The sequence below is a fragment of the Achromobacter sp. RT286_PF genome (assembly GCF_059760425.1).
On record NZ_JCBAMR010000018.1, the window covers coordinates 72,277 to 95,818 of the forward strand.

23 protein-coding genes are annotated in these 23,542 nt (G+C 65.6%); 8 read left to right on the forward strand and 15 right to left on the reverse strand.

Going from position 1 to position 23,542, the window contains the following annotated elements:
• Together AC6LJY_RS15820 and AC6LJY_RS15825 are read right to left on the reverse strand one after the other, a co-directional pair.
• A complete protein-coding gene (locus AC6LJY_RS15820; protein WP_485131782.1) occupies positions 1-1,482 on the reverse strand; it encodes an N-acyl-D-amino-acid deacylase family protein in 1,482 nt (493 codons plus the stop codon).
• Between the two features lie 6 nt (positions 1,483-1,488).
• Positions 1,489-2,469, reverse strand: a complete 981-nt coding sequence (locus tag AC6LJY_RS15825; RefSeq protein WP_120155464.1) for a Bug family tripartite tricarboxylate transporter substrate binding protein — start codon at positions 2,467-2,469, stop codon at positions 1,489-1,491.
• A gap of 120 nt (positions 2,470-2,589) precedes the next feature.
• Here AC6LJY_RS15825 and AC6LJY_RS15830 point away from each other — a divergent pair, with 120 nt between their 5' ends.
• Positions 2,590-3,540, forward strand: a complete 951-nt coding sequence (locus AC6LJY_RS15830; RefSeq protein ID WP_314355653.1) for a LysR family transcriptional regulator — start codon at positions 2,590-2,592, stop codon at positions 3,538-3,540.
• 117 nt (positions 3,541-3,657) lie between these two features.
• Here AC6LJY_RS15830 and AC6LJY_RS15835 read toward each other — a convergent pair whose 3' ends face one another.
• Positions 3,658-4,272 carry a glutathione S-transferase family protein gene (locus AC6LJY_RS15835; protein ID WP_498136325.1) on the reverse strand — a complete coding sequence of 205 codons (615 nt, stop codon included), beginning with the start codon at positions 4,270-4,272 and terminating at the stop codon, positions 3,658-3,660.
• Positions 4,273-4,409: 137 nt separating this feature from the next.
• Between AC6LJY_RS15835 and AC6LJY_RS15840 the strand changes: the two genes are divergently transcribed.
• Positions 4,410-5,585 carry a PQQ-dependent sugar dehydrogenase gene (locus AC6LJY_RS15840; protein WP_498136326.1) on the forward strand — a complete coding sequence of 392 codons (1,176 nt, stop codon included), beginning with the start codon at positions 4,410-4,412 and terminating at the stop codon, positions 5,583-5,585.
• 3 nt (positions 5,586-5,588) lie between these two features.
• Positions 5,589-6,227 carry a glutathione S-transferase family protein gene (locus AC6LJY_RS15845; protein ID WP_498136327.1) on the forward strand — a complete coding sequence of 213 codons (639 nt, stop codon included), beginning with the start codon at positions 5,589-5,591 and terminating at the stop codon, positions 6,225-6,227.
• 72 nt (positions 6,228-6,299) lie between these two features.
• Here AC6LJY_RS15845 and AC6LJY_RS15850 read toward each other — a convergent pair whose 3' ends face one another.
• Together AC6LJY_RS15850 and AC6LJY_RS15855 are read right to left on the reverse strand one after the other, a co-directional pair.
• A complete protein-coding gene (locus tag AC6LJY_RS15850; RefSeq protein WP_314355656.1) occupies positions 6,300-7,208 on the reverse strand; it encodes an EamA family transporter in 909 nt (302 codons plus the stop codon).
• A 125-nt stretch (positions 7,209-7,333) separates the two neighbouring features.
• A complete protein-coding gene (locus AC6LJY_RS15855) occupies positions 7,334-7,711 on the reverse strand; it encodes a DUF423 domain-containing protein (RefSeq protein ID WP_104143935.1) in 378 nt (125 codons plus the stop codon).
• A 195-nt stretch (positions 7,712-7,906) separates the two neighbouring features.
• On the opposite strand from AC6LJY_RS15855, the gene parS reads away from it, so the two are divergent.
• Positions 7,907-8,392, forward strand: coding sequence for a type II RES/Xre toxin-antitoxin system antitoxin (gene parS / locus AC6LJY_RS15860; RefSeq protein WP_046806287.1), 486 nt, complete (start codon positions 7,907-7,909; stop codon positions 8,390-8,392).
• Positions 8,389-8,901 carry an RES family NAD+ phosphorylase gene (locus tag AC6LJY_RS15865; protein ID WP_104143936.1) on the forward strand — a complete coding sequence of 171 codons (513 nt, stop codon included), beginning with the start codon at positions 8,389-8,391 and terminating at the stop codon, positions 8,899-8,901. The genes parS and AC6LJY_RS15865 overlap by 4 nt, the downstream gene beginning before the upstream one ends.
• Before the next feature lie 63 nt (positions 8,902-8,964).
• On the opposite strand, the gene AC6LJY_RS15870 is transcribed toward AC6LJY_RS15865, so the two are convergent.
• Both AC6LJY_RS15870 and AC6LJY_RS15875 read right to left on the reverse strand, forming a co-directional pair.
• Complete coding sequence (locus tag AC6LJY_RS15870; protein WP_046806285.1) at positions 8,965-10,026, reverse strand: alcohol dehydrogenase; 1,062 nt, start codon at positions 10,024-10,026, stop codon at positions 8,965-8,967.
• A 64-nt stretch (positions 10,027-10,090) separates the two neighbouring features.
• Positions 10,091-11,299, reverse strand: a complete 1,209-nt coding sequence (locus AC6LJY_RS15875) for an ABC transporter substrate-binding protein (protein WP_498136328.1) — start codon at positions 11,297-11,299, stop codon at positions 10,091-10,093.
• 229 nt (positions 11,300-11,528) lie between these two features.
• Between AC6LJY_RS15875 and AC6LJY_RS15880 the strand changes: the two genes are divergently transcribed.
• The gene (locus AC6LJY_RS15880; protein WP_498136329.1) at positions 11,529-12,269 is read left to right on the forward strand and encodes an IclR family transcriptional regulator; all 741 of its coding nucleotides are present in this window, start codon (positions 11,529-11,531) and stop codon (positions 12,267-12,269) included.
• Between the two features lie 120 nt (positions 12,270-12,389).
• Here AC6LJY_RS15880 and rocF read toward each other — a convergent pair whose 3' ends face one another.
• On the reverse strand, positions 12,390-13,355 hold the full coding sequence (gene rocF / locus AC6LJY_RS15885) for an arginase (RefSeq protein ID WP_185975346.1): 966 nt from the start codon (positions 13,353-13,355) through the stop codon (positions 12,390-12,392).
• Between the two features lie 108 nt (positions 13,356-13,463).
• Between rocF and AC6LJY_RS15890 the strand changes: the two genes are divergently transcribed.
• The gene (locus AC6LJY_RS15890) at positions 13,464-14,285 is read left to right on the forward strand and encodes a MetQ/NlpA family ABC transporter substrate-binding protein (protein WP_143215294.1); all 822 of its coding nucleotides are present in this window, start codon (positions 13,464-13,466) and stop codon (positions 14,283-14,285) included.
• 111 nt (positions 14,286-14,396) lie between these two features.
• Here the strand turns inward: AC6LJY_RS15890 and AC6LJY_RS15895 are convergent, their stop codons facing one another.
• The gene (locus AC6LJY_RS15895; protein ID WP_498136330.1) at positions 14,397-15,593 is read right to left on the reverse strand and encodes an MFS transporter; all 1,197 of its coding nucleotides are present in this window, start codon (positions 15,591-15,593) and stop codon (positions 14,397-14,399) included.
• A 92-nt stretch (positions 15,594-15,685) separates the two neighbouring features.
• Between AC6LJY_RS15895 and AC6LJY_RS15900 the strand changes: the two genes are divergently transcribed.
• Positions 15,686-16,156, forward strand: coding sequence for an Lrp/AsnC family transcriptional regulator (locus tag AC6LJY_RS15900; protein WP_046806281.1), 471 nt, complete (start codon positions 15,686-15,688; stop codon positions 16,154-16,156).
• A 137-nt stretch (positions 16,157-16,293) separates the two neighbouring features.
• On the opposite strand, the gene AC6LJY_RS15905 is transcribed toward AC6LJY_RS15900, so the two are convergent.
• The 6 genes from AC6LJY_RS15905 to AC6LJY_RS15930 form a co-directional block, all read right to left on the reverse strand.
• Positions 16,294-17,460 (reverse strand): metallophosphoesterase, encoded by a 1,167-nt coding sequence (locus tag AC6LJY_RS15905; protein ID WP_498136331.1) that lies wholly within the window; start codon positions 17,458-17,460, stop codon positions 16,294-16,296.
• A gap of 51 nt (positions 17,461-17,511) precedes the next feature.
• Positions 17,512-18,666 (reverse strand): alpha-hydroxy acid oxidase, encoded by a 1,155-nt coding sequence (locus AC6LJY_RS15910; RefSeq protein ID WP_498136341.1) that lies wholly within the window; start codon positions 18,664-18,666, stop codon positions 17,512-17,514.
• A gap of 261 nt (positions 18,667-18,927) precedes the next feature.
• Positions 18,928-19,797, reverse strand: coding sequence for an archaetidylserine decarboxylase (gene asd / locus AC6LJY_RS15915; RefSeq protein WP_498136332.1), 870 nt, complete (start codon positions 19,795-19,797; stop codon positions 18,928-18,930).
• 110 nt (positions 19,798-19,907) lie between these two features.
• Positions 19,908-21,539, reverse strand: a complete 1,632-nt coding sequence (locus tag AC6LJY_RS15920; RefSeq protein ID WP_120155490.1) for an ATP-binding cassette domain-containing protein — start codon at positions 21,537-21,539, stop codon at positions 19,908-19,910.
• Between the two features lie 390 nt (positions 21,540-21,929).
• Positions 21,930-22,799, reverse strand: coding sequence for an HpcH/HpaI aldolase/citrate lyase family protein (locus tag AC6LJY_RS15925; RefSeq protein ID WP_498136333.1), 870 nt, complete (start codon positions 22,797-22,799; stop codon positions 21,930-21,932).
• A gap of 19 nt (positions 22,800-22,818) precedes the next feature.
• Entirely contained in the window at positions 22,819-23,538 is a 720-nt protein-coding gene (locus AC6LJY_RS15930; RefSeq protein WP_046806276.1) for a response regulator transcription factor, read from the reverse strand.
• Between the last annotated feature and the right edge of the window lie 4 nt (positions 23,539-23,542).

The following is a 23,542-nucleotide window of genomic DNA, read 5'->3' on the forward strand; positions in this document are numbered from 1 at the left end:
TTATACACTCCGGGCTAAGGCATCACCGGGCGTCAAAACCTGGCCCGGGCGTTGCGTGGTGGTCCGTTCCCCATCCCACACCTGGCGGCCATTGACCCACACCGCGTGGATGCCCTGGCTTGCCTGAATGGGAGCTGAAAAAGTGGCCACATCCGTTACCGTGGCAGGATCGAACAGCACCAGGTCAGCATGATACCCCTGGCGCAGCAGACCGCGTTCGGCGATGCCATATTGGTCAGCCGCCAGGCCGGTCATCTTGTGGATGGCGGCTTCCAGCGACAGTAGCTGCTGTTCGCGCACCATCGTGCGCAGCACATTGGTGAAGGTGCCCCATTGGCGGGGGTGCGGGTGCGGATCGAACGGCAGGCCGTCCGAACCGACCATCGTCAGCGGATGCGCAAAAATGCGGTTGACGTCGGCGGGGTCCATCAAAAAGTAGATGGCGCCAGCGGGAGCCAGGCGCGCCACGGCGGCCTCGTCGTCCAGGCCCAGCTCTTGCATGACGTCGCTGAAGTCACGGCCCGTGGCGTCGGGGTAGCCTTTGGACCACGTGATCATCGTGCGGCTGGCCAGCCGCGCGCGGTCCAGGCGCAGCATCGTGGACGTGGCGGGGTAGGGATGGCAGTCCAGGCAAACGGGCTGATTGGCGGCGGCGCGGTTGATCAGGTCCAGCGTTTCGCGCGTGCGGCCATGGTTGCGTTCGCCGGCCAGCTTGTGATGCGAGAAGACCACGCGGCAGTCCAGTTCACGGCCGATCAGCAGCGCCTCTTGCATGGCGGGCACGATATGGTCGGCCTCGTCGCGCAGGTGGGTGGCGTACAGGCCGCGCCGGCCCGCGTTATGCGCGGGAAGCAAAGGCCGGCACACGTCGATGATTTCGTCGGTGGGCGCGGCGCTGGCGGGCGGATAGAACGTTCCCGTCGACACGCCGAAGGCGCCCGCGTCCAGCGCTTCTTGCAGCAGCGCCCGCATGGCGGCACGCTCAGCGTCGTCGGCGGGGCGCGAGGTGTCGTCCATGACGGCCACGCGCAAGGTGGTGTGGCCCACCAGCGCAATGACGTTCACGGCGGCGGGCGTGTCGCGCAAGGCGTCCATCCACGCGCGAAACGTACCAAAGCGGAACAGCTCGGGCGGCCCCAGCAGGTCCAGCGGTTGGGGAATGCTGTCGCATTCCAACGGCGCCAGGCTGATGCCGCAGTTGCCGGTCACCACCGTGGTGATGCCCTGCGACACCTTGGGCAGCATGTCGGGGTGCGCCAGCAGGTAGCCGTCATCGTGGGTGTGGGAATCGATGAAGCCGGGCGCCAGCACCTGGCCCCGGCCATCGATGACCGGCACCCCCGCGGGGTGCGCAAAACTGCCCACGGCCACGATGCGTTTGCCCAGCACGGCCACGTCGCCCTGGCGGGCGGGCGCGCCCGAACCGTCGATAAGCGTGGCGCCGGCCACGATGAAGTCTGCCTGCAAGGTGTGCTGCGTCATGAAGGCTTAGTCCAGTTTCTCGATGCCGGCAGTGTCGATGATCTTCTGCCACTTGGCGGTTTCACGGTCGATCAACTGCTTGAACTCTTCCGGCGAGCCCGTTGCCGGTTCGGCGCCCAGCGTGGCCAGGCCGGTGCGCACGTCCGGTGCGGCCAGGGCTTTCTGGATGGCGGCGTTCAGCTTGGTAACGACGTCGGCCGGCGTACCCTTGGGCGCGACCACGCCGCCCCAGGCCACCGTTTCATAGCCCTTCAGGCCGGATTCGTCCAGCGTGGGCACATCAGGCATCAGCGCCAGGCGCTTCAGGCTGCTGACCCCGATGGCTCGCACCTTGCCGCTCTTGACCAGCGGTGCGGCTTCGGACGTGTTGACGAACAGGTAGTCCAGGCGACCGCCCAGCAAGTCCTGAATGGCGGCGGGGCCGCCGTTGTACGGGATGAACATGACGTCCAGCTTGGCCATGCTCTTGAACAGTTCGCCGCCCATGTGGCCGGTGGTGCCCACGCCCGACGCGCCATACGACAAGCGGCCCGGTTCCTTGCGGGCGCGGTCGATCAGGTCTTGCACGCTTTTGACGGGCGATTCGGCCGGCACGATCAGCGCGTTGTACAGGTCGAACATATGCGCGACCGGCGTCAGGTCCTGGTCGACGTCGTAGGGCAGGCGCTTGAACAGCGAGCGGTTAACCGCCAGCGTGTTGATGTTGCCGTAGCCCACCGTGTAGCCGTCCGGGGCGGCGCGCTTGACCAGCGCAATGCCGATGTTGCCGGCCGCGCCGGGACGGTTTTCGATCACCATCGTGGCGCCGGTGTCCTTGGCGATCTGGGTGGTGATCAGGCGCGACAGCACATCGGGCGAACCGCCGGCGGCGGACGGCACGACGAACGTGATGGGCTTGTCGGGATAGCCGTTGGCGGCCGATGCGGTGGCCACCAGTGTGGCGCTGACGGCCAGCGCGCAAAGGCTGCGGATAAATTGACGATGCATGGTGGTATTCCCCTTGTTTTGTTGTGGTGACGGGCGCAGATTACACCCGCGTTGCGGCGCTGCATCATCGAAAAATGTGGCAATCCTATAATCCGCCGTTATCGATAAGGGGAAGAAAAAATGGTTGCGGACGGCTATGCGGACGAGGTCGGACCCAGCGCGGGACGGCCGTTGAACCTGCGTCAGATCGAGGTCTTCCGGGCGATCATGATGGCCGGCTCGATCAGTGGCGCGGGCCGCATGCTGCATGTGTCGCAGCCGGCCGTCAGCCGCGTGCTGGCGCTGACGGAAAGCCGGCTGGGCTATCGCTTGTTTGAACGCGTCAAAAGCCGCTTGTCGCCCACGGCTGAAGCGCGGCGGCTGTATGCGGAAGTAGAGCAGGTGTATGGCGGCATCCAGCGCGTGAACGACCTTGCCGCCAGCCTGGGTCAATCCGGCGCGGGCATGCTGAAGATCGTGGCCAGCGCCAGCTTTGGGCAGCGGCTGATTCCGATGGCGCTTGAGCGCTTTCGCGGCCGTAATGCGGACGCCCGGGTGGACTACCGCAGCGTGACGTTCGACGAACTGGCGGCGTACTTTTTGTCGGGCCAGGCGGACATCGGCATTTCCATGCAGCCGCCCGATCATCCCAATTTGACGTCGGTGCGGCTGGCGCGTGTTCCCGTGGTGTGCGTGATGCCCGCTGCGCACCCGCTGGCCAGCCACAAGGTGGTGCATCCCGAGGATTTTTCATCCGCCGCGTGGATCGGCTATCCGCGCGACACGCCGCTGGGCCGAGCGCTGGTCACTTTTTTTGGCGCAGGGCCACGCCATGCCGCCGCCATAGAAGTGCATTCGCCGGTGACGGCGTGTTCGTTCGTACAGCAGGGGTTGGGGCCGGCGCTGGTGGACGCGTGGTGCGTATCGCCCGAGCAGTCCGCAAACATGGTGCTGCGGCCGATCGCGCCCGAGGCCAGCGTTGAAATCTGGGCCACGCATTCGAACCTGAGCGCGCCGCCGCTGCTGGCGCGCAGGTTTTTGGCGGCGGTGAAAAAAACGCTGGAGCTGGAAAGCGCCGCCGACACGCAGTGAATGCGTCCGTTGTCGGCGGGTTAAGAGCAAGCGCGGAGTGTTTCCGGCGCGGTGCGCGGTGCGGGGCTCGCAGGGCGCGGTACGCAGGACGCCGGACGCAGGACCGCGGACTTGGGATTACGCCAGCCCTTCGGCCTTCAAGGCGGCCTGGACGCCCTTGTCGGCTTCCATGCGCTTTTCAAACGCCGCCAGATTGTCCTGGCCGACCAGGTCGATTTCCTTGGCGCGCGCCCAGCGCAGCACCACGTACAGATAGGCATCGGCGATGGAAGGCGCGTCGCCCGCCAGATACGGCTTGCCGGCCAATTGTGCATCCAGCTGCGCGAACAGCTTGGTCAGTAGCTTGGACGCCGAACCCGCCAGCTCTTTCTGCGCGGCTTCATCGCCCAGGAAGCGAGACGCGCCAAAGATCATCGAGAAGGTCTTGTGGATGTCGGAATTGATGAAGCCCAGCCAACGGCGGACATCGGCGCGCGAGCGCGCGCTGCCGTCGCCCAGCAACTTGGCCTGCGGGGCCTGCTCGGCGATGTATTCCAGGATGGCTACGTTCTGCGTAAGGGTCCAGTCACCGTCGCTCAATGCGGGCACGGCGCCAAGCGGATTCACCTTCAGAAAGTCGGGCCCCTTGAGCGCTTCGCGGCTCAATTGATGCGTTTCATAGGGCTTGCCCACCCACTCCAGAACAATATGGGAAGCGAGCGAACACGCGCCGGGCATGTAGTAAAGTTTCATGTGATCGGGTCTCCTGAACGAAAGAACGGGCGGGCCCCCGTCCTTGGGCGCTATGGTACGCCACCTCCGGCGCGCTTGGCGCCAACTTGTCATGCCACCCGCGCCCGCATTCCCACTCGTTGCCGCCGGAGATGTCCATGCAGTCACGCACCGCCGCAAGCTCGCGCGCGATTCCCCGTTTTGCTTTCTCCACGTTGATACTGGCCGGCGCCATCTGGGCCGCAACGCCGGCTCGCGCCGCGCAGGAGCCCGCGTCGGTGCCGGCGAACGTGACGGCGGTTGTCGGGGGGCTGGATCATCCTTGGGCATTGGCTTTCCTGCCCGATGGCGGCGGTGTGCTGATCACCGAACGACCCGGCAATCTGCGTCTGTTGCGCACGCCGGGCGGGTTGTCCAAGCCGCTGGCGGGCGTGCCCAACGTGGCGGCGCGCGGGCAGGGTGGTTTGCTGGACGTGGCGCTGTCGCCCGACTTCGCTAAGGATCGCTACGTGTACTTGTCGTATGCCGAGTCCGACGGTGATAAAAGCGGCACCGCCGTGGGCCGTGGCCGGCTGTCCGACGATGCGACCGCGCTGGAAGACTTCAAAGTGCTGTTCCGGCAGGCGCCCAAGCTATCCTCGGGTCTGCATTTTGGGTCGCGCCTGGTGTTTGACGGCAAAGGCCACCTGTTCATCTCGCTGGGCGAGAACAACCAGCGCCCCACGGCGCAGGACCTGGACAAGCTGCAAGGCAAGATCGTGCGCCTCAAGCTGGATGGTTCGGTGCCCGACGACAACCCCTTCGTGGGCAAGACCGGTGCGCGGCCGGAAATCTGGTCGTATGGGCATCGCAACCCGCAGGGCATGGCGATGAACCCCTGGACCGGCGAGCTTTGGGAAAACGAACACGGCCCGCGCGGCGGCGATGAAATCAATGTGGTGCAGCCGGGCAAGAACTATGGCTGGCCGCTGGCGACTTACGGCATCAACTATTCGGGCCAGCCCATCCCCGAGGCCAAGGGCGAGACCGCGCCGGGCACCGAGCCGCCGCTGTTCTGGTGGGCCAAGTCACCCGCTATCAGCGGCATGGCGTTCTACAACGCCGACCGCTTTCCGGCCTGGAAGCATTCCGTCTTTATCGGCGCGCTGGGCAATCAGAATTTGATCCGCCTGACGCTGGACGGCAAGCGCGTCGTGGGCCAGGAATGGCTGCTGGTGGATCGCAAGAGCCGCATACGTGACGTGCGGCAAGGGCCGGACGGTTATGTGTATGTGTTGACGGACGCATCGCCGGGGCAACTGCTGCGGGTAGCGCCAGCGCAATCAGGAGGGTAAGCGATGAAGACGTACGAATTGATCGGGTCAGCCGGCTGCGGGTCGGCCATTGTGGAAATGGCGCTGGTGCTGGCCAATGTGCCGCACAGGCTGACGGACGTGCCGTACCTGAAGCCCGGCCCCGAGCGCGACCGCTTGCTTGCCCTGAACCCGCTGGGACAGGTGCCTACGCTGATCACGCCCGAAGGCGAGGTCATGACGGAAAGCGCCGCGATGATCCTGCATCTGCAGGATGTGGCGCCGCAAGCGGGCCTGGTGCCGGCCGCCGACAAGCCCGAGCGAGCGCATTTCCTGAATCTGCTGTTGCGGCTGGTCGCCGCGGTATACCCGACGTTCACCTATGGCGACATTCCCGCGCAATGGGCGGGCGAAGGCGCCGGGGCGGATCTGCTGCGGGAACGCATCCATACGCGGCGCGCCGAGTTGTGGAAAGAGCTGGAGCAGCAGGCCGGTGCGCCGCATATGCTGGGGCGGCGCTTCTCGGCGCTGGACCTGTATGTGACGGTCATGACGCACTGGCGGCCGGGGCAGGCATGGTTCCAGGCCGAATGCCCGGCGTTGACGTCCGTGGCGCGACAGGCCGCGCAGGAACCCAATGTGGCGCGGGTGCTGCGGCGGCATTTCCCGGCGCCGACCGAATAGCGCGTCGCATCGCTGGGTTGGTGGCCGGGTGGCGGGCCGCTGGATCTTGAAGAACGCGCGGCGCCGGGCCTATCAGGCCTTGCCGCGCCGCCGGCTCTTGGCGCGGGCTTCGCGCACTGCGATGTACACGCCGCTGCCGGCGATGATCAGCGCGCCCAGATAAGCGTAGGCGTCGGGGGCTTCGCGCCAGAAGATCCACCCCAGGATCGTGGCCCAGATCAGACCGGTGTAGTCGAACGGCGCAACGACCGATGCCGGCCCGATCCGGAAACCCTGCGTGATCAATGCCAGCCCCAATGTGCTGAAAAGCGCGATGCCGCCGAAGTAGGGCAGGTGTTCGGCGGCCGGCGTCTGCCACACCCACGGCAAGCCCACCGCGCTACAAATCAATTGCCCAAGCACGATATAGAACGTGGTTGTCAACATGCCTTCGGCGCGGCTGATGCCGCGCGCGGTAATCATCATGACGGCGTATAGCAAGGCTGTGGTCAGCGGATACAGCGTGGCCGCCTGAAAGGCATCCGAGCCCGGGCGCACCACGATCAGCACGCCCACGAACCCGGCCAGCACCGCCAGCCAGCGCTTGCCGTCGACGCGCTCTTTCAGGATCAGCACGGACAGCGCCGTCACGAACAAGGGTGCGGCAAATGCGATGGCGGTGGCTTCGGCCAGGGGCAGTGCGCGCAAGCCCAGGTAGAAACAACAGGCCGACACGACGTTGATTGCGCCGCGCAGCAGATGCAAGCCGGGATGCGCGGTGCGCATGACGCGGCGCCCACCCAGCCACAAAGCCAGCGCGGTGACGAAGGGCAGCGCGATCAGGGCGCGCAGGAACAGGATCTGAAGCGGGTTGTAGTGGGCGCCCAGCCATTTGGCGTTGGCGTCGCTGAGGGTAAGAAAGAAGATGCCGCCCACCACGCAGGCGATGCCTGCAAAGGCGGAGTGTTCCCGGGCGGCGGGCAATACAGTCGAGGAAGACATCGGAAACCTGCAAAGGCGGCGCTTCCTGCCGCCGTTAGAGAAAAAACGGGTAAAAACCGGGGTAAAAAACGGCGCCGCTTAAAAACGCGATAAACCCGGGCGCGCAGCGAAATGACTTGGCGTGTTCAGCCCTGGGCGCGATAGGCGGCCAGGGCCACCATGGCCCATGCGGCCAGGAACGCGGTGCCGCCCAGCGGCGTGACGGCCCCCAGCCAGTGGATGCCCGTCAGCGACAGCGTGTAGAGGCTGCCCGAAAACAGCACGATGCCCACGAACATCACCAACCCCGCAGCAGATAGCAGCGGCGACCCAAAGCGTGCGCCCAGCAGCGCGATAACGAACAAGCCCAGCGCATGCACCAGGTGATACAGCACACCGGTCTGCCAGACGGACAGCAGCTCGGGCGTCAGCATCCGCTTCAGACCATGCGCGCCAAACGCGCCCGCGCCCACCGCCACCATGAGATTAAGCGCCGCAAGTATCGTCAACTGCCGGTCCGTCATTGCCAATCCTTATCGTTGTTCGTGTGTAACGCCGCCTATGATATGCCCAAATACGGTGCATGCCCGGCAGAACAGCGGCGCATTTGGCCCTTGCGACACGAATTCCAAATGAGATATTATAAATTCTGTTTGGAACATCCCTGTTTGACTTTGAGCGGCGCCCGCTGTCCGCCCAGCCGCCAACCGGAGCGCAACATGACCCTGTCCATTACCGGAAAATCCGCCGAAAAGCGTGACGCCTCGTCGGCCCGGCCGCCGCGCCGCGCCGTGCCGCGCGCCAAGCAGTTGTTCCAGGAATTGGTGGATAGCCCGCTGAGCGATATGGCGCGCGATGTGCGGCGCGGCCTGCCCGCGCAGATGGTGGACGACGCGGCCGATTTCCTTCAGGTGCCCAAGTCCGAAATCATGGCCATTACCGAAGTCAAAGCGGCGTCGCTGTCGCGTTGGACCCGCGAAGGGCAGATGCTGCCGTTGGGGGAATCCGACCGCCTGGCGCGCGTGGCCCGGGTGGCGCGTGTGGCGCGACAGGTGCTGGGCAGCGATGAAGAAGCGGTGCAATGGCTGAACACGCCGGTGCCCGCGTTGGGCAACGTCAAGCCCTTGTCGCTGCTGACGTCCGACGCCAGCAGCCGGATCGTGGAGGACACCCTGGCCCGGGCGGCGGCGGGCGTGTACGCATGAGCGACTTCATTTCGCTGTGGCGCATTGGCACCACGGCGGGAAAATACCGCGCTGACGACCTGAGCGGCGCGGGGGCGGCAGCGGTGGGCGGGCGCTACAACAGCCCCGGCACGGCGGTGGTTTACACGTCGGCCAGCGTGGCGCTGGCGGTGCTGGAAACCGTGGTGCATTTTGCCGCGCGCGCATCCGAGCAGGCCAACCGTTACCTGATTGAAGTGGCGGTGCCACGCGCCGTGCATGAAGCGCGCCAGGTGCTCACGGTGGATCAGTTGCAGCGCAACTATCCGTTCTGGGAAGCGGTGCCGTTTGCCGAGGCCTCGCAGACGGTGGGCGATAACTGGGTCGCGTCCGGCGTGTCCGCAGTGCTGGAACTGCCCAGCGCGATCGTGCCGTATCGCGGGGTGCCCGACTGCAATCTGCTGATCAACCCGGCGCACCCGGACGCGGAGAACATCGTGGTGGTGCGTCGCGAACGTTTCGTTTATGACCCACGCCTGAAAGCGGCGTGAACGGTGCCTAACGGCAAAAAAAGGGAGCCCTGGGGCTCCCTTTTTCATGGCGCGGCCAGCCCGTCAATCGTTGGTCAATACCGCGCGGCCGACCACCTTGCCGGCCCGCAGCGCGGCCAGCACGCTGTCGGCCTCGGCCAAGGCGTGGCGGTGCACCGGCATCGGCGGCACCTTGCCCGCGCGCACCAGTTCCATCAGCTCTTGCAATTCGGCCAGGTTGCCGACGTAGCTGCCGATGATGGACATGGCCTTCATTGGAATCAGCGCGATGGGCCACGACGACGCGCCGCCGAACAGGCCCACGATGATCAGCTTGCCGCCCTTGGTCAGGAAGTCGAATGCCAGCGACGTCGTGGCGGGCGCGCCAACCAAATCGATAGCGGCCTGCACCGGCTTGCCGCCGGCGGCCTTGATGATTTGCTGCGCGGCGTCGGGCGCGGCGCCATCAATGGCGGCCAGCGCGCCGGCGTCCAGGGCTGCCTGGCGCTTGGCCGGGTCGATATCGACCACGATGGCGCCGGCGCCGCCCAGGGCCTTGATCAGTGTCAGGCTCATCAAGCCCAGGCCGCCCGCGCCGAAGATCACCACGGGGTGCTCGCGGTATACGTCCGCGCCGATTTTCTTCAGCGCGGAATAAGTGGTCAGGCCCGAGCAGGCATAGGGGGCGATCTGTGCCGGTTCCAGGTCGCCGATGTCGATCAGGTATTTGGGGTGCGGCACCAGGATGTGGTCGGCGTAGCCGCCGGCGCGATGCACGCCCAGGCAGGCCGGCGCGCTGCAATGGTTTTCCATGCCCGCCTGGCACGGTGCGCATTGTCCGCAGCCGATCCACGGGTACACCAGGTAATTCTTGTCGCTGGACAGGCCCTGCGCGTCGGGTCCGGCGGCCGCCACGCTACCCACGGTTTCATGGCCCATGGTCAGCGGCAGCGACACGCCGCGATCTTTCAGCGCCAGGGTGCGCCCCTGGCCCAGGTCGTAGCCGCCTTCCCACAAGTGGATATCGCTGTGGCACACCCCCGCGGCGCGAACCTTCAACAGCACCTGCGTGCCTTGCGGGGTCGGCGTGGGTGCGTCCATTTCCTGCAAGGGTTCGCGAAAGTTCACAACGCAATAGCACTTCATGGAAAGGTCTCCTTCGTGGTTTTTTATAGCCAGCAGACTACACCCGGCCGCGGGGGAACGATATTCACTTTTTTACCAGGGGGCATTCGCTGTCGGCCAGCGATACGAATACCTTGTTGCCCGGCACGGTGGACAGGATGCGGTAGAAGTCGCCGGGGTACTTGGATTCGGCGGGCTTTTTCACTTCGACCAGATACAGGTCCATGATGACGCGCCCGTCTTCGGGGCGGATGCGGGCGTTTTTGATGAGCTTGGTGGTGATGGGCAATTCGCGCATCTTCTTGTTGACCGCGGCGCCTTCGAAGGTGCCCGCCGCCTGGGCGGCCTGCAAATAGTGGGTGGTGGCCACGTAGCTCAGCGCCTGCACGATGGAAGGCGGGCGCGTCACGCCCATCTTTTTCTGCCAGCGCTGCGTCCAGGCGCGGGTGTCGTCGTCGGCGTCCCAATAAAAGCCGGTGGGAAAGGTCAGCCCTTGCGCTACCGGCAAGCCCATGGCTTGCACGTCGTTGATGAAGGTCAGGAACGTCAGCAGGCGCTGCTTGCCGCCTGTCAGCCCAAATTCCTGCGCCTGCTTGATCAGGTTGACCAGGTCGCCGCCCGCGCTAGCCAGCCCCACGACGTCCGCCTTCGATGCCTGCGCCTGCACCAGGAACGATGCAAAATCCATGGCCCCCAGCGGGTGGCGCGTACTGCCGATCACCTTGCCGCCCGCGTCCTGCACGAAGCGGCTGGCGTTGCTTTCCAGGGACTTGCCGAATACGTAGTCGGTGGTGATGAAGTACCAGGACTTGCCGCCGCCTTCGACCACGCTTTTGACCACGGCGTTGGCAAGCGCGTAGGTGTCTGGCGCCCATTGCGTGCTGAGGTTGCTGCATTGCTTGCCGCTGAAGTCTCCGGCAAACCCGCCGCTGATCAGCGCCGTGCCGCCTTTTTCGCGAGCCACGCCCTGGGCCGCCAAGCCGGCCGAGCTGGCGCCGCCGTCCACCACGGCAACCAGACCCTGGGTGTCAAACCAGCGCCGCACCAGTGCCGAGGCCACATCGGCCTTGTTCTGATTGTCCGCACCCACGACTTCGACGGTCTTGCCGGCGACCTTGCCGTTGAAATCCTCGACCGCCATTCGCACGGCCATTTCGGAACCCAGCCCGCCAAGGTCAGAATAAATGCCCGAACGGTCATTGGACACGCCAAGGCGCACGACATCCGACTGGGCATGGGCCGCGCACGCGGCCATCGTGGCGGCCAGGGCCGCCAACAGGGGTTTGATACGCATCTGTCTGTCTCCCCGACCCTTTGCCGGGCCGTATGGTTTGAATTTTCTGGTGTTGACGCGGTACCGCTGACGGGCAGCCGGACCTCTGGCCCGCTGAAAAGGAATTCCTATTGGTGAAAGATAATTCCTGTGCAAGAATTTAGGTTCGCCCATATGAAAAGTCAACATAGTGGAATACCTAGCAGATTTGCACTTTTTGCGACGGTAAATCCGCACAGGGGTCGCCACCATGGAAGTGAAACTTGTAGCCCGCACGCTGGACTTGATCGAGCTTTTTGCGCAGGCGCGCCGGCCCATGCCGCTAACCGAATTGGCACAAGGGCTGGGCGCGCCCATGTCCAGTTGCCTGGCGCTTGTGCGCACGTTGGTGGCGCGCGGCTATCTGTACGAAGTGCGGCGGCGCGGCGGCTATTACCCCACGGCGCGGCTGCAAGCGATGAGCGCGCTGATACAGGCGGGTGACCCCTGGCTGGCACAGGTCCGGCCGCATCTGCTGGCATTGCGCGACGCGGCCAATGAGACGGTCATGCTGGGCAAGATCCAGGATGGCGCCGTGGTGTTTCTGGACGTGGTGGAATCCACGCAACCGGTGCATTACGCCGCGCGCCCCGGCGAGCGCCGGCCGCTGCACACCAGCGCGGTGGCCAAGGCGGTGCTGGCGCGCCTGCCGCCCGCCGAGCGCGACAGCGTCTTGGCCAGCGTCAGCTACGCCCCCCACACGGAACGGACCTTGACCACGCGCGACGCCTTGCTGGCAGACATTCTGCAAGTGCAGACGCGCGGTTGGGCGGCCAACGTGGGTGAAAGCGTGGCTGACCTGACGGGGCTTGCCGTGGCGCTGGATCTAGGCGGGGAATGGTACGCGCTGTGCATGGCCGGCCCGACCCCGCGCGTGTGGGAACGGCGGGATCAGAACCTGGCCTATCTGACGGACGCGGCCGACGCCATCAGGCGGGCGCGCGCGGGGTAGGGGGTGTTAGCAGCGGGGGGTGTACATCCGGGCTGTCGGCAGCGGGCGCACCAGCAGCGGGGCACCAGCATCGGGGCAGCAGCAGCGGCGCACCAGCAGGGATGCTTCAGGCGGCGGGCCTCAGCTGCCCCGGCGCATCAACGTCGATTTGCCGAACAGGCTTTCGATCAAGTCCACCGCGACTTCGGCCGTCTTGTTGCGCACGTCCAGCGCGGGGTTCAGCTCCACCACGTCCAGCGAGCGCATCAGGCCGGTGTCGGCAATCATTTCCATGCACAGCTGCGCTTCGCGGTAGGTGGGGCCGCCGGGCACCGTCGTGCCCACGCCGGGCGCGATGTCGGGGTCAAGAAAGTCCACGTCAAAGCTCACGTGCAGATGGGTGTCGGCATCCAGCCCGGCCAGCGCGGTTTCCATGGTGGCGCGCATGCCCATTTCGTCCAGATAGCGCATGTCGAACACTTCCAGGCCGGCTTCGTGCACCAGGCGCTTCTCGCCCTGGTCCACGCTGCGTATGCCGATCTGGCGGACCCAGCCGGCTTCGATATCGGGCGTCTGACCGGACATGCCCGTGATCTGCGCCGGTCCGTACCCACACAGGCAGGCCACCGGCATGCCGTGGATATTGCCTGTGGGCGTCAGCGCGTGTGTGTTGAAATCCGCGTGCGCATCCAGCCATAAAACGCGCAGCTTCTTGCCGGACTCGCGGCAATGGCGCGCCACGGCGCTGATGGACCCGATGCCTAAGCAGTGATCGCCGCCCAGCAGAATCGGCAGGCGGTTCAGCGTCAGTTCGGCATAGACGGCATCGTGTACCACCTGGTTCCAGGCCGCCACTTCCTCCAGATGCCGATAGCCGTTTTCCGGAGGCAGCCACGGGTTGGCCGGGCCGTAAAGGTTGCCGCGATCGATCACTTCAAAACCCTGTGCCTCGATCACGGGGCCCAGGTTGGCAACCCGCAGGGCCTCGGGGCCCATCGACGCGCCGCGTGCGCCCGCGCCGATGTCGGTAGGCGCGCCGATCAGGGTGATTTGGGTGGGCAAGCTGGCGGGGGTGTGCAAGTGGTGGACTCCGGTGGGGTTCATCATGGGCGGATAGTAACGCGCGCGTTGGCAGGCTGCTGCACAATAGCGCCTGCGCCGTCACGTCGATACCAATCACGCCGGCCGATTCTTCATGACTTCTGGATGGCTCTCATGCTTTTGCATTCCTTGCTTTCAACGTTGACGCGCGGCGCCACCGTGGCGGCCTTGTCCGTGGTGCTGTGCGCCACCGCCGCTGCCCAGGAAAAGCCCTTGCGCATCGGCGTCATTCCCAGCGTGGCTAACGAAGCCACCGAAATTGCCATTGCCCAGGCCAAGAAAGAAGGCCTGGACGTGAAGCTGGTCGAATTCAACGACTGGGTGTTGCCCAACATTGCCGTGGCCGACGGCTCGGTGGATGCAAACTTCTTTCAGCACGAGCCATTCCTGCAACTGTTCAACCAGCGACGGGGCGCCAACCTGACGCCGATTGCCTATGGCTATTCGACCACCATCGGCCTGTTCTCGAAGAAGCTGAAAAAGGGCGACACGGTGCCCGACGGCGCCACCATTGCCGTGCCCAACGACCCCGTCAATACCGGCCGCGCCTTATTGCTGCTGGAGTCGATCGGGCTGATCAAGCTGACCCCGGGCGTGGCGCACCAGGCCACCTTGCAAGACGTGGTGGCCAACCCCAAGCGCTTGAAGTTCGTGCAGATTGAAGGCTCGCAGTCGGCCCGCACCTTTGACGACGTGACAGCGTCGGTGACGTACACCACGTTTGCCAAGCAGGCCGGGCTGAACGAAAAGGACGGGCTGGCGTTCGACAATACGGACCCGGCCAGCATCCGCCGCTACGCGATCCGCTGGGTGACCACGCCCGACAAGGCGCAGGACCCGCGCCTGTTGAAATTCATTTCGATCTACCAGAACTCGCCCGAGGTCAAAACGACCCTGAAGCGTCTTTACGGCGACCTGATCAGCTTCCCCTGGTAAGGTGGCCTGCGCGGCTGCCCGGGGGCGCTTGTGTGGCTTGTGTGGCTTGTGTGGCTTGTGCGGCTTGTGCGGCCCCTTGTGTCGCAGACCGCGTGGCAGCCCGTATGCCGCCTACGCCGCAGCCTCGCGCCGACCTGCGCGCCGCCCGTTCAGGCGCCAGTGCAAACCCAGCGCTGCCACGCCCACGGCGGCCGCTGCGCACAGGCCCAGCGCTTCAAAGCCCATATGCGTGTACAGCGTGCCGGCCACCGCCGTCCCCACGCTGGCGCCCAGGTAGGTGGTGCAGGTGTTCAAGCCCAGCACGGCGCCGCGCTCTTCCGGCCGGGCGCGAGACAGCAGCAACACCAGCAGGTTCAGGCTGATCTGCGACGCCGCGCCCCACAGCACGGCAAGCGCCAACACCGCCGCCAACGCGTGAGCGGCGGGCAGCAACACCAGATACACCAAGGCAATCGTGGCCAGCGCCAGCGGCAATGCGCGGCGCGGCCCCAACCTTTCGATCAGCGGCGCGCCGGCAAAACCCGCCAGCATGAAGCCCGCGCCATAGGCGAAGGCAATGAAGCCGACCTGGCCGGCCGACAGCGCCAGCAACGCCCGGACGTGGTCGGCCAGAAACGCGTACACGCCATAGAACGCGGACGAGAACGCCAGGCAGGCCAACAACAGCACCGGCACATCGCGATAGGACAGCGGCGCCAGCAGCCGCGACAAGCGTAGCGGCGTGGCGTTCTGCACGCGACGCTCGGGCAGCTTGCGCAGGCCAAGCAGCGCAATCGTGGCGCACAGCGCCAACGTGCCATAGGTGGCGCGCCAGCCGACGGCATCCGAGATCAGCGCGGACAAGGGCACGCCCGCCACCAGCGACACCGACCACCCCGCGATCACGCGGCCCAAGGTGCGCGCCTCTTGGCCCGCGGGCGCCACCAGCGACGCCGACCCGTAGGCGGCGGGCAGAATCACCCCGGCGGCGGCGCCGGCCAAGGCTTGCGCGGCGGTCAGCACCAGCCAGTGCGGCGCCGTGGCGGAAAGCAGCAGGGCGGCAATCAGCACCAGCATTGCGCCCAGCAGCGAACGGCGGATGCCGATGCGGTCGATGCGACCCGCCAGGAAGAAGGCGCTGGCAGCGGTGGCTGCGCCGTAGGCCGAAATGGCGGTGCTGATGGTTAACGCCGAAGTTGAAAAGGACTGCGCCACATCGGTCAGTATCGGACTGAGCGCCAGGCCGTTAGACCCGACCACGCTGACGGCGAACATCAGTGCGGGTACGGGCGACGCCTGCTTCGAAGTTTGATTGCCAGGATTTTGCATGTGCCGAATTTTATTGGAATAATATAAGGGTTTACGCCGATAACTCCTTATTCCATAAAAGTTCGAATGCCGTAAGGCAGAACTTGATTCCGATGCCAGACCTAGACGATCGCGACAGAAAACTATTAACGCTGCTGGCTGGCGACGCTACCCCCAGTTACGCCGAACTGGGCAAGTTATTGAACCTTTCCGCCCCGGCCGTGCATGAACGCGTCAAGCGCTTGAAGCGCGACGGGCTGATCAAAGGCATCGCGGCCCGCCTGGACGGCGCGCGTATTGGCCGACCATTGCTGGCTTTCGTGCATGTGGACACCGCCAACTGGAGCATTACGCAGCAGGTGCTGGGCCTGGCCGAACTGACCGAAGTGGAAGAGATCCACACCATCACCGGCAAGAGCGCCATGCTGTTGAAAGTGCGGGTGCGCGACACGCAGGCGCTGGAATTACTGCTGGCGCGCATCCATCAGATAGACGGCATCACTAACACCACCAGCGATATCGCCCTGACCAGCTATCTGGAACGCGGGCCGCTGCCCGACAACGCGGCGGAAGTGGCGGACTAGGAAGCACCGGGAGAGGGCGGCGTGTAGGGGGGGTGGACCGAGCGGCTGGCAGAACGTGAAGGCGGGACGGGACGGCGGAACGGAGCGGCCAAACGTGATGGCCGAAGCTGACGGCCGAACCTGACGGCCGAGGCTTACTACGCCGGTCGCGCCACCCGCAGCCGCAGCCGCGTGATTTCGGACGGCGCGCCCAGCCGCTTGGGCGGGCCCCAGTATCCCGTGCCCCGGCTGGTGTACACCCACATCTTGCCCAGGCGATGCAGGCCCGCCGTGTAGGGTTGCTGAAAGCGCACGAAAAACCCCCACGGAAAGAACTGGCCGCCATGGGTGTGTCCCGACAACTGCAAGTGATAGCCCAGCGGTTGCGCGGCGGCGGCGCTGCGCGGTTGATGCGCCAACAGGATGCGGGCGCAGGCATCGGGCGGCGCGCCTGCCAGCGCGGCCTTGGGGTTGCTGCGCTGCTGCGGATCGAACGCACCGGCGCTGTAATCCGTCACGCCCGCCACCACCACGGGCAGGCCCGAGGGGTGAATAACAGCATGCTCGTTCAACAACACCCGCAGTCCCATGCGCCGGAATTCGGCAATCCAGGCCGTGGCGCCTGAATAATATTCATGGTTTCCGGTCACCAGGTATACGCCGTAAGGGGCGCGCAAGGTTCCTAGCGGGCTGGCCTGATCGGACAGATGCTCGACGCTGCCGTCCACCACATCGCCGGTGATGGCGACCATGTCCGGCAGCAATTCGTTGACGCCATCCACGATGGCTTGCACATAGCGTTTCTTGATGGTGGGCCCGACGTGGACATCGCTGATCTGCACGATGGTGAACCCGTCCAGGTCTTGCGGCAGGCCGTCGATGGGGACGTCCACATCGACCACCCGCGCCCGGCTGCGCGCGTTGTAGAAGCCGACAAGCGTGCCCGCCAATGCCAGCCCGGCCACCGCCCACGCACTGTAGCGCCGCACGTCGGGCCAGGGCAGGTCGGCATTAGCCAGCCACGCCACACCCCAGGTCACCAGCAATGCCGCGTCGCGAATGACGGTCAGCACGAACAGGGACGAAAACAGCCCCATCGCCAAGAGGCCGACCCATGCAATGCGGTCGCCCCAGGGCGGGTTGATGGAAGAGCGGGCCAGCATGCCCAACGGAATCAGGATGCACGACAGCAGCAAGCCGATGATGGCGGCGGCGCCGGCGGCGGACAGTTGCGCGTCGGGAATCAGGCGCGCGCCCACATAGACGTGGGCCAGGGCGCCCAGGGTCAAAAAGCGCAGGAAGAACGAGGATTGGCGTAGGGACACGGCGGGCGCGGGGCGGGCAAGGGAAACGCCATTCTATGCCGGGCCGTGGGTTTAAGACGCGCCGGCAACCGTTGCGTCGCGCCACAGCAAGCCCGCGTTCATCTCGTGCACGCTATTGATGCCCAGCATTGCCATGTTGCGGTCCACTTCGGCCCGCAAAAGATTGATGGCATGGGCGACACCCGCCTGGCCGCCCACGGCCGCCGCGTAGTTGAACGGCCTGCCCACGAACACAAAGCGCGCGCCCAGCGCCAGGGCCTTGAGCACATCGCCGCCGCGCCGCACGCCGCTGTCCATCATCACGGTCATGTCACCCGCCGCGTCCACCACGCCGGGCAGCGCGCGCAGCGGCGAGATCGCGCCATCCAGTTGGCGTCCGCCATGGTTGGACACGATCACGCCGTCCACGCCATGCTGCCGGGCCAGCGCCGCATCTTGCGGATGCAGGATGCCCTTGATGATCAAGGTGCCCGGCCATTGCCGCCGGATGCGGGCCACGTGCTGCCAGCTGAGGTGATCGCGCGCGGTGAAGTCGCGCAACACCGACGCGGATACGATCGGCGCGCCGCGCGTGGCGAACGAGTTTTCAAAGTGCGGCATGCCGTGCGCCATCAGCGTGCGCAGGAACGTGCCCGCCAGCCAGCGCGGCCGGGTCAGGCCGTCCCACGCCAATCGCAAGCTGGGCTTGAGCGGCGTAGAGAAGCCGGTGCGCACATTGTTTTCTCGGTTCGCGGACACCGGAATATCCACAGTCAGCACCAAGGTCTCGTAGCCGGCGCGCCGGGCGCGTTCGACCAGCGCGTCGATCTTGGCCGGATCGCCCGGCAGATAGGCCTGGAACCAGGTGCCCGGCGCTTGCTGGATGACCTCTTCCAAGGGGATCAGCGAGGTGCCGCTGAGAATGGCCGGAATACCGGCGTCGCGCGCGGCGCGGGCCAGCACCACGTCGCCGCGATAGGCCGACAGCGCGCTGATGCCCATCGGCGCAATGCCGAAAGGCGAGTCGTAGCTGCGTCCGAACAACTCGGTGCGCTGCGTGCGCTTGGACACGTCGACCAACACACGTGGCGCAAAACCGTATTGCGCGAACGCGCGTCGGTTGTCTTGCAGGGATTGGTTGTCTTCCGCCGCGCCCGCCACGTAGCCGAAGATGGGGCGGGGCAGGCGTCGGCGCGCAGCGGCTTCAAAATCGTCCAACGACAGCATTCGCGCCAGCGCGCGCGGCAGCGGCTGTGCGGCAGTAGCCGCCGAGGGGGCGGGCGGAGCGGCCGAGGTCGTGGCTGCGTTGCCCGCCGAGGTATCGGCAGGAGGCGTGGTCAGCGTGGATGTCGTCATGGCAGAGGGCGTCAGAAGAAGACTGGACCTGGGAAAGTCCGTAATCTACCGACGCAGCATGACTGCGAAAAGCGAATAAATGGCGACGAACTTATTCGCTTTTAATGAAAGACCCGGCCAGGGTCAGCGCATTCAACGATGCTTGGGCAGAGCCAGCAGTTCGCCCATGCGCACCGGGCCCAGCACCGACGGCGTGTCGGCCCACCGGATCTTGTCCGGGCCGAACAAAACGATGGCGGTGGACCCCAGCTTGAACCGGCCCATTTCCGCGCCTTTTTCCAGATGAATCGGCGCGCGCGCGGCGGCGTCATAGCGCACCGCTTTCACGCGGCGCTTGAAGGGCGTGACCAGGCCGGCCCACACGGTTTCGATCGACGCAACGATCATCGCACCCACCAGCACCAGCGCCATCGGACCATGCTCGGTATCAAAGATGCAGACCACGCGTTCGTTGCGCGCGAACAGGCGCGGCACGTTGCGCGCCGTCAGCGGGTTGACCGAGAACAAGCGGCCTGGCACATGGATCATTTCGCGCAGCGTGCCGGCCACCGGCATGTGCACGCGGTGATAGTCCTTGGGCGACAGGTAGACCGTGGCAAATTCGCCACCTTGAAACGGCGCGGCACGCTCAACGTCGCCGCCCAGCAGGTCAACCAGCCCGTAGCTGTGGCCCTTGGCCTGGAAAATGCGGCCTTGCTCGATGGCGCCCAACTGGCTGATCGCGCCGTCGGCCGGACAGAGCACCGAACCGGGTTCGTCGTCCAGCGGGCGAGCGTCGTCTTTCAGCGCGCGCGTGAAGAAGTCATTGAAGCAGTCGTAGGCCAACGGGTCTTCTTGCAGCGCTTCGCGCATGTCGACGCCGTACTTGCGGACAAAGCGCGAAATCATCCAGTTCTTGACCGCGGGTTCCCGGCAGTCTGAGGCGTATCCGAAGAAGCGCGACACCAGGTGATGGGGCGCAAGATACTGGCTGGCGAGAAATAGTTGGTCTTTGATCGTCATCTACGAGCGCTGAAAAAACGCGTCCCGCGGACAGCGGGACGTGGTTGAAGGCCGCCTCGCAAACGACGCATCAAGGACGCGTGCGGGCAATTCGCGGGATTGTATCGCGATCAGGCGGCTTTGGCGGCCAGTTTGGTTTTGTAGAGCCAGTCCTTGTAGTCGTCCAGGTCGCCATCGAACGGACGCACGGCGCCGTCGGCCACGATGATGAACTCGTCGGTGGTGGCGCGCAGCAGGTGGCGGTCGTGGGATACGAGCATCAAGGTGCCTTCGAATTGCGCCAGCGCGGTAGTCAGTGCTTCACGCGTTTCCAGGTCCAGGTGGTTGGTGGGCTCGTCAAGCAGCAAGAGGTTGGGGCGCTGCCAGACGATCAGCGCCAACGCCAGGCGCGCCTTTTCACCGCCGGAGAACGGCGCGATCGAGCTGGTGGCCATGTTGCCGTTGAAGTTGAAGCTGCCCAGGAAGTTGCGCAGTTCCTGTTCGCGCACCGTGGGCGCCAGCTTCGTCATGTGCCACAGCGGCGATTCGTCGTGGCGCAGCATTTCGACCTGGTGCTGGGCAAAGTAGCCGATGGACAGGCCCTTGTTGAATTGCGTGTCGCCGGCCAACGTGGTCAGGTCGCCGGCGATGGTCTTGATGAACGTGGACTTGCCCGCGCCGTTGATGCCCAGCAAGCCGATGCGTTGCCCGGCTTGCAGCGAAAAGTTGATGCCGGACACGATGATCTTGTCGGACACGGCCTGCGTGTCTTCGCATTCCACGCGGTAGCCCGCGCTGACCTTGTCCATGGTCAGCAAGGGGTTGGGCGCGCGCAGCGGCTCGCGGAATTCGAACGAGAATTCGGCGGCGGCACGCAGGGGCGCCATCTCTTCCATGCGGGCCAGCGCCTTGATGCGGCTTTGCGCCTGGCGCGCCTTGCTGGCCTGGGCCTTGAAGCGGTCGATAAAGGATTGCAGGTGCGAGCGTTGGCGCATCTGCTTTTCCATCATGCCTTGCGCCAGTTCCAGTTGCGCGGCGCGCTGGCGTTCAAACGACGAATAGTTGCCCGAGTAGCGGCGGAGCTTGCGTTCGTCGATATGGACGATGACGTTGACCACGCCGTCCAGGAAGTCGCGATCGTGCGAGATGACGATCAGCGTGCCGGCATAGCGCTTGAGCCAGTCTTCCAGCCAGATGATGGCGTCCAGGTCCAAGTGGTTGGTGGGCTCGTCCAGCAACAGCAGGTCGGACGGGCACATCAGCGCTTGCGCCAGATTCAGGCGCATGCGCCAGCCGCCGGAAAAACTGGTCAGCGGCAGGTGCATCTGTTCTTGCGTGAAGCCCAGTCCGGTCAGCAGTTGTTCGGCGCGCGAGTGCACGGTGTAGGCATCGGCGTCGGCCAGCGCGGCATAAATGTCGCCCATGCGCAGGCCATTTTCGGCGCTTTCCGGTTCGGCTTCCAAGGCGGCAAGTTCGGCTTCCAGCTTGCGCAAGGTGACGTCGCCGTCAATCGCGTATTCGATGGCGGGGCGGTCCAACGCGGGGGTTTCCTGCGCCACGTAGGCCATGCGCCAGCTGGACGGGTAGTCCAGGTCGCCCTGGTCCGCGTGCAGCGTGCCGCGCAAAAGGCCGAACAGGCTGGACTTGCCGGCGCCGTTGGCGCCGATCAGGCCGATCTTGTCGCCGGGGTTCAAGAGCAGGTCGACCTTGTCGAGCAAGGGCTTGACGCCGCGCATGAGTGAAACTTGTTGGAAGCGGATCATGAATCTTGGGGCAGGGGGGTGGCGCGGCAAGCGCGCGGCGTGGCTCCCGCCACAAGGGGCGGCGCAAAAAAGGGAACCGGGCGAGTTCGCGCGCAAATGCCTGGGTGGCCGGCGCCGCGGCCAAAGGCAGCGACAAAACATCGGCAAGACAATAACCAAACAGCGGCAGGACAGCGGGCGCGAATAGAAAAAAGACACGCCCCAGGGGTAGGGGCGTCGTCCAATCGTGGGCGCTATTGTACCGGGCCGCGCGCCTTGGCGCAGCCGGCGCTGTGCCGTGGGCAGGATTCGAGTGGGATCCTGGCAGGATTCAGACGTGTTTTGCTCTGATTGTTGCGGCAAAACAGCAGCATATTGCCCGCGTGCTGGCTTCGGGTCACCAGAATCGGGCTACGCGCCCGCGATGGCGGCAGCCAAAGCCAAGACGCGCTCGGCCTCTTGCGCATGCAGGTTTTCAACCAGCGCCCCGTCCACCACGGCCACGCCCAAGCCTTCGGCCTGGGCCGCCCGCCACGCGTCCAGGCGCTTGCGGGCAAGCGCCACTTCATCGTCGGTCGGTGCAAACGCTGCGTTGGCGGCCGCGATCTGCTTGGGATGAATCAGCGTCTTGCCGTCGAACCCCTGGTCGCGCCCCTGGCGGCAGGTGGCGGCGTAACCGGCGTCGTCGTGTAAGTCCAGATGCACGCCGTCCAGCACCGCCAGGCCGTGGGCCCGCGCGGCCATGACGGCCATCGACCGCGCCAGCAATGTTTCTTCGCGGCCCGGGGTATGGCGCGCGTGCAGGTCCTTGACCAGGTCCGACGTACCGACCACGATGGCGCGCAACCTGGGGTGGCCGCCCGCAATGGCGTCCAGGCGCAGAAAGCCCAGCGGCGTCTCGGCCATGGCCCACAGCGGCAGATCCGGCGGCGCGCCGGCGGCATCCAGCGCGTCGGCCAGGGCGTGCAACTGCGCGGAGGATTGCACCTTGGGCAGCAGCACGGCGTCAGCGCCCGCTCGCGCAATGGCTGCTACATCGTCCAGCCCCCAGGGCGTGTCCAGCGCGTTGATGCGCACGATGCGCTCGCGCCGGCCATAGCCGCCCGCCGTCAGCGCCGCGGCCACTTGCACGCGCGCCTGGGCCTTGGCATCGGGCGCGACGGCGTCTTCCAGGTCAAGAATCAACGCGTCGGCGTCCAGGCTGCGGGCCTTGTCCAGCGCACGCGCGTTGGCGCCGGGCATGTAGAGGACGGAGCGGCGGGGGCGGATGGCAGAAGTCATGAAATCGGGAAGGATCGGCTCAGGGTTTGGAATTGCCCACGACCTGCACGGGCGTGGTGCAGACATAGCCTACGCCGTACACGGTGCGGATGCCCATGTCGCCGCCCGCCAGCGCGCGCAGTTTGCGGCGCAGGCGATGCATGTGGGCGTCCAGCCTGTGGGTGTCGTAGGCGTCGACGCTGGCGCCCAGCGCTTCCACCAGCCGCCCGCGTGATAGCGGCAGCGGCGCGGCCTGGATCAGCGCGCCGATCAAGCGGCATTCGGTGTCGGTGATGTCCACGCAGACGCGCTCGGGCGAAACCAGCGTACGGCGCGAGGGATCAAAACGCCACGCATCGGATTCGGCATCGTGCATGCCTGTCGCGGGCACCACGCGCAGCCGCCGCGACAACGACACCAGGGTAGCGCCCAGCTCAGCCAGGTTGACGGGCTTGGTCAGGTAATGGTCGGCGCCCAGGCTCAGGCCGGACACCTTGTCTTCGCTGAGCAGGCGGCCGGTCAGCATGATGATGCCCATCGATGGATAGCAGGTCCGCAGATGCGCAATGCGGGTGAAGGCGTCGCCGTCGGGCAGCATGGCGTCCAGCACGAGGATGCCCGGCGTGACGGTCAGCAGCAGTTGGTCCAGTTCGGCCAGCGATCCCGCGGTCAGGATGGCTTTGTCCAGCCCCAGGTCCTGGATGGTCTCGACGATGGTGTCGCGCCAGTCACCGTGATCGTCGACAACGATGATGGTCACGGCG

Coding starts and splice junctions, on each gene's coding strand:
- AC6LJY_RS15910 (WP_498136341.1), bottom strand. CDS start 18,666: ATGCTGTCGTTGGACGATTTTGAAGCCGCTGCGCGCCGACGCCTGCCC.
- AC6LJY_RS15840 (WP_498136326.1), top strand. CDS start 4,410: ATGCAGTCACGCACCGCCGCAAGCTCGCGCGCGATTCCCCGTTTTGCT.
- AC6LJY_RS15900 (WP_046806281.1), top strand. CDS start 15,686: ATGCCAGACCTAGACGATCGCGACAGAAAACTATTAACGCTGCTGGCT.
- AC6LJY_RS15880 (WP_498136329.1), top strand. CDS start 11,529: ATGGAAGTGAAACTTGTAGCCCGCACGCTGGACTTGATCGAGCTTTTT.
- parS (WP_046806287.1), top strand. CDS start 7,907: ATGACCCTGTCCATTACCGGAAAATCCGCCGAAAAGCGTGACGCCTCG.
- asd (WP_498136332.1), bottom strand. CDS start 19,797: ATGACGATCAAAGACCAACTATTTCTCGCCAGCCAGTATCTTGCGCCC.
- AC6LJY_RS15845 (WP_498136327.1), top strand. CDS start 5,589: ATGAAGACGTACGAATTGATCGGGTCAGCCGGCTGCGGGTCGGCCATT.
- AC6LJY_RS15835 (WP_498136325.1), bottom strand. CDS start 4,272: ATGAAACTTTACTACATGCCCGGCGCGTGTTCGCTCGCTTCCCATATT.
- AC6LJY_RS15920 (WP_120155490.1), bottom strand. CDS start 21,539: ATGATCCGCTTCCAACAAGTTTCACTCATGCGCGGCGTCAAGCCCTTG.
- AC6LJY_RS15830 (WP_314355653.1), top strand. CDS start 2,590: ATGGTTGCGGACGGCTATGCGGACGAGGTCGGACCCAGCGCGGGACGG.
- AC6LJY_RS15875 (WP_498136328.1), bottom strand. CDS start 11,299: ATGCGTATCAAACCCCTGTTGGCGGCCCTGGCCGCCACGATGGCCGCG.
- AC6LJY_RS15850 (WP_314355656.1), bottom strand. CDS start 7,208: ATGTCTTCCTCGACTGTATTGCCCGCCGCCCGGGAACACTCCGCCTTT.
- AC6LJY_RS15820 (WP_485131782.1), bottom strand. CDS start 1,482: ATGACGCAGCACACCTTGCAGGCAGACTTCATCGTGGCCGGCGCCACG.
- AC6LJY_RS15865 (WP_104143936.1), top strand. CDS start 8,389: ATGAGCGACTTCATTTCGCTGTGGCGCATTGGCACCACGGCGGGAAAA.
- AC6LJY_RS15855 (WP_104143935.1), bottom strand. CDS start 7,711: ATGACGGACCGGCAGTTGACGATACTTGCGGCGCTTAATCTCATGGTG.
- AC6LJY_RS15825 (WP_120155464.1), bottom strand. CDS start 2,469: ATGCATCGTCAATTTATCCGCAGCCTTTGCGCGCTGGCCGTCAGCGCC.
- AC6LJY_RS15890 (WP_143215294.1), top strand. CDS start 13,464: ATGCTTTTGCATTCCTTGCTTTCAACGTTGACGCGCGGCGCCACCGTG.
- AC6LJY_RS15870 (WP_046806285.1), bottom strand. CDS start 10,026: ATGAAGTGCTATTGCGTTGTGAACTTTCGCGAACCCTTGCAGGAAATG.
- rocF (WP_185975346.1), bottom strand. CDS start 13,355: ATGATGAACCCCACCGGAGTCCACCACTTGCACACCCCCGCCAGCTTG.
- AC6LJY_RS15895 (WP_498136330.1), bottom strand. CDS start 15,593: ATGCAAAATCCTGGCAATCAAACTTCGAAGCAGGCGTCGCCCGTACCC.
- AC6LJY_RS15925 (WP_498136333.1), bottom strand. CDS start 22,799: ATGACTTCTGCCATCCGCCCCCGCCGCTCCGTCCTCTACATGCCCGGC.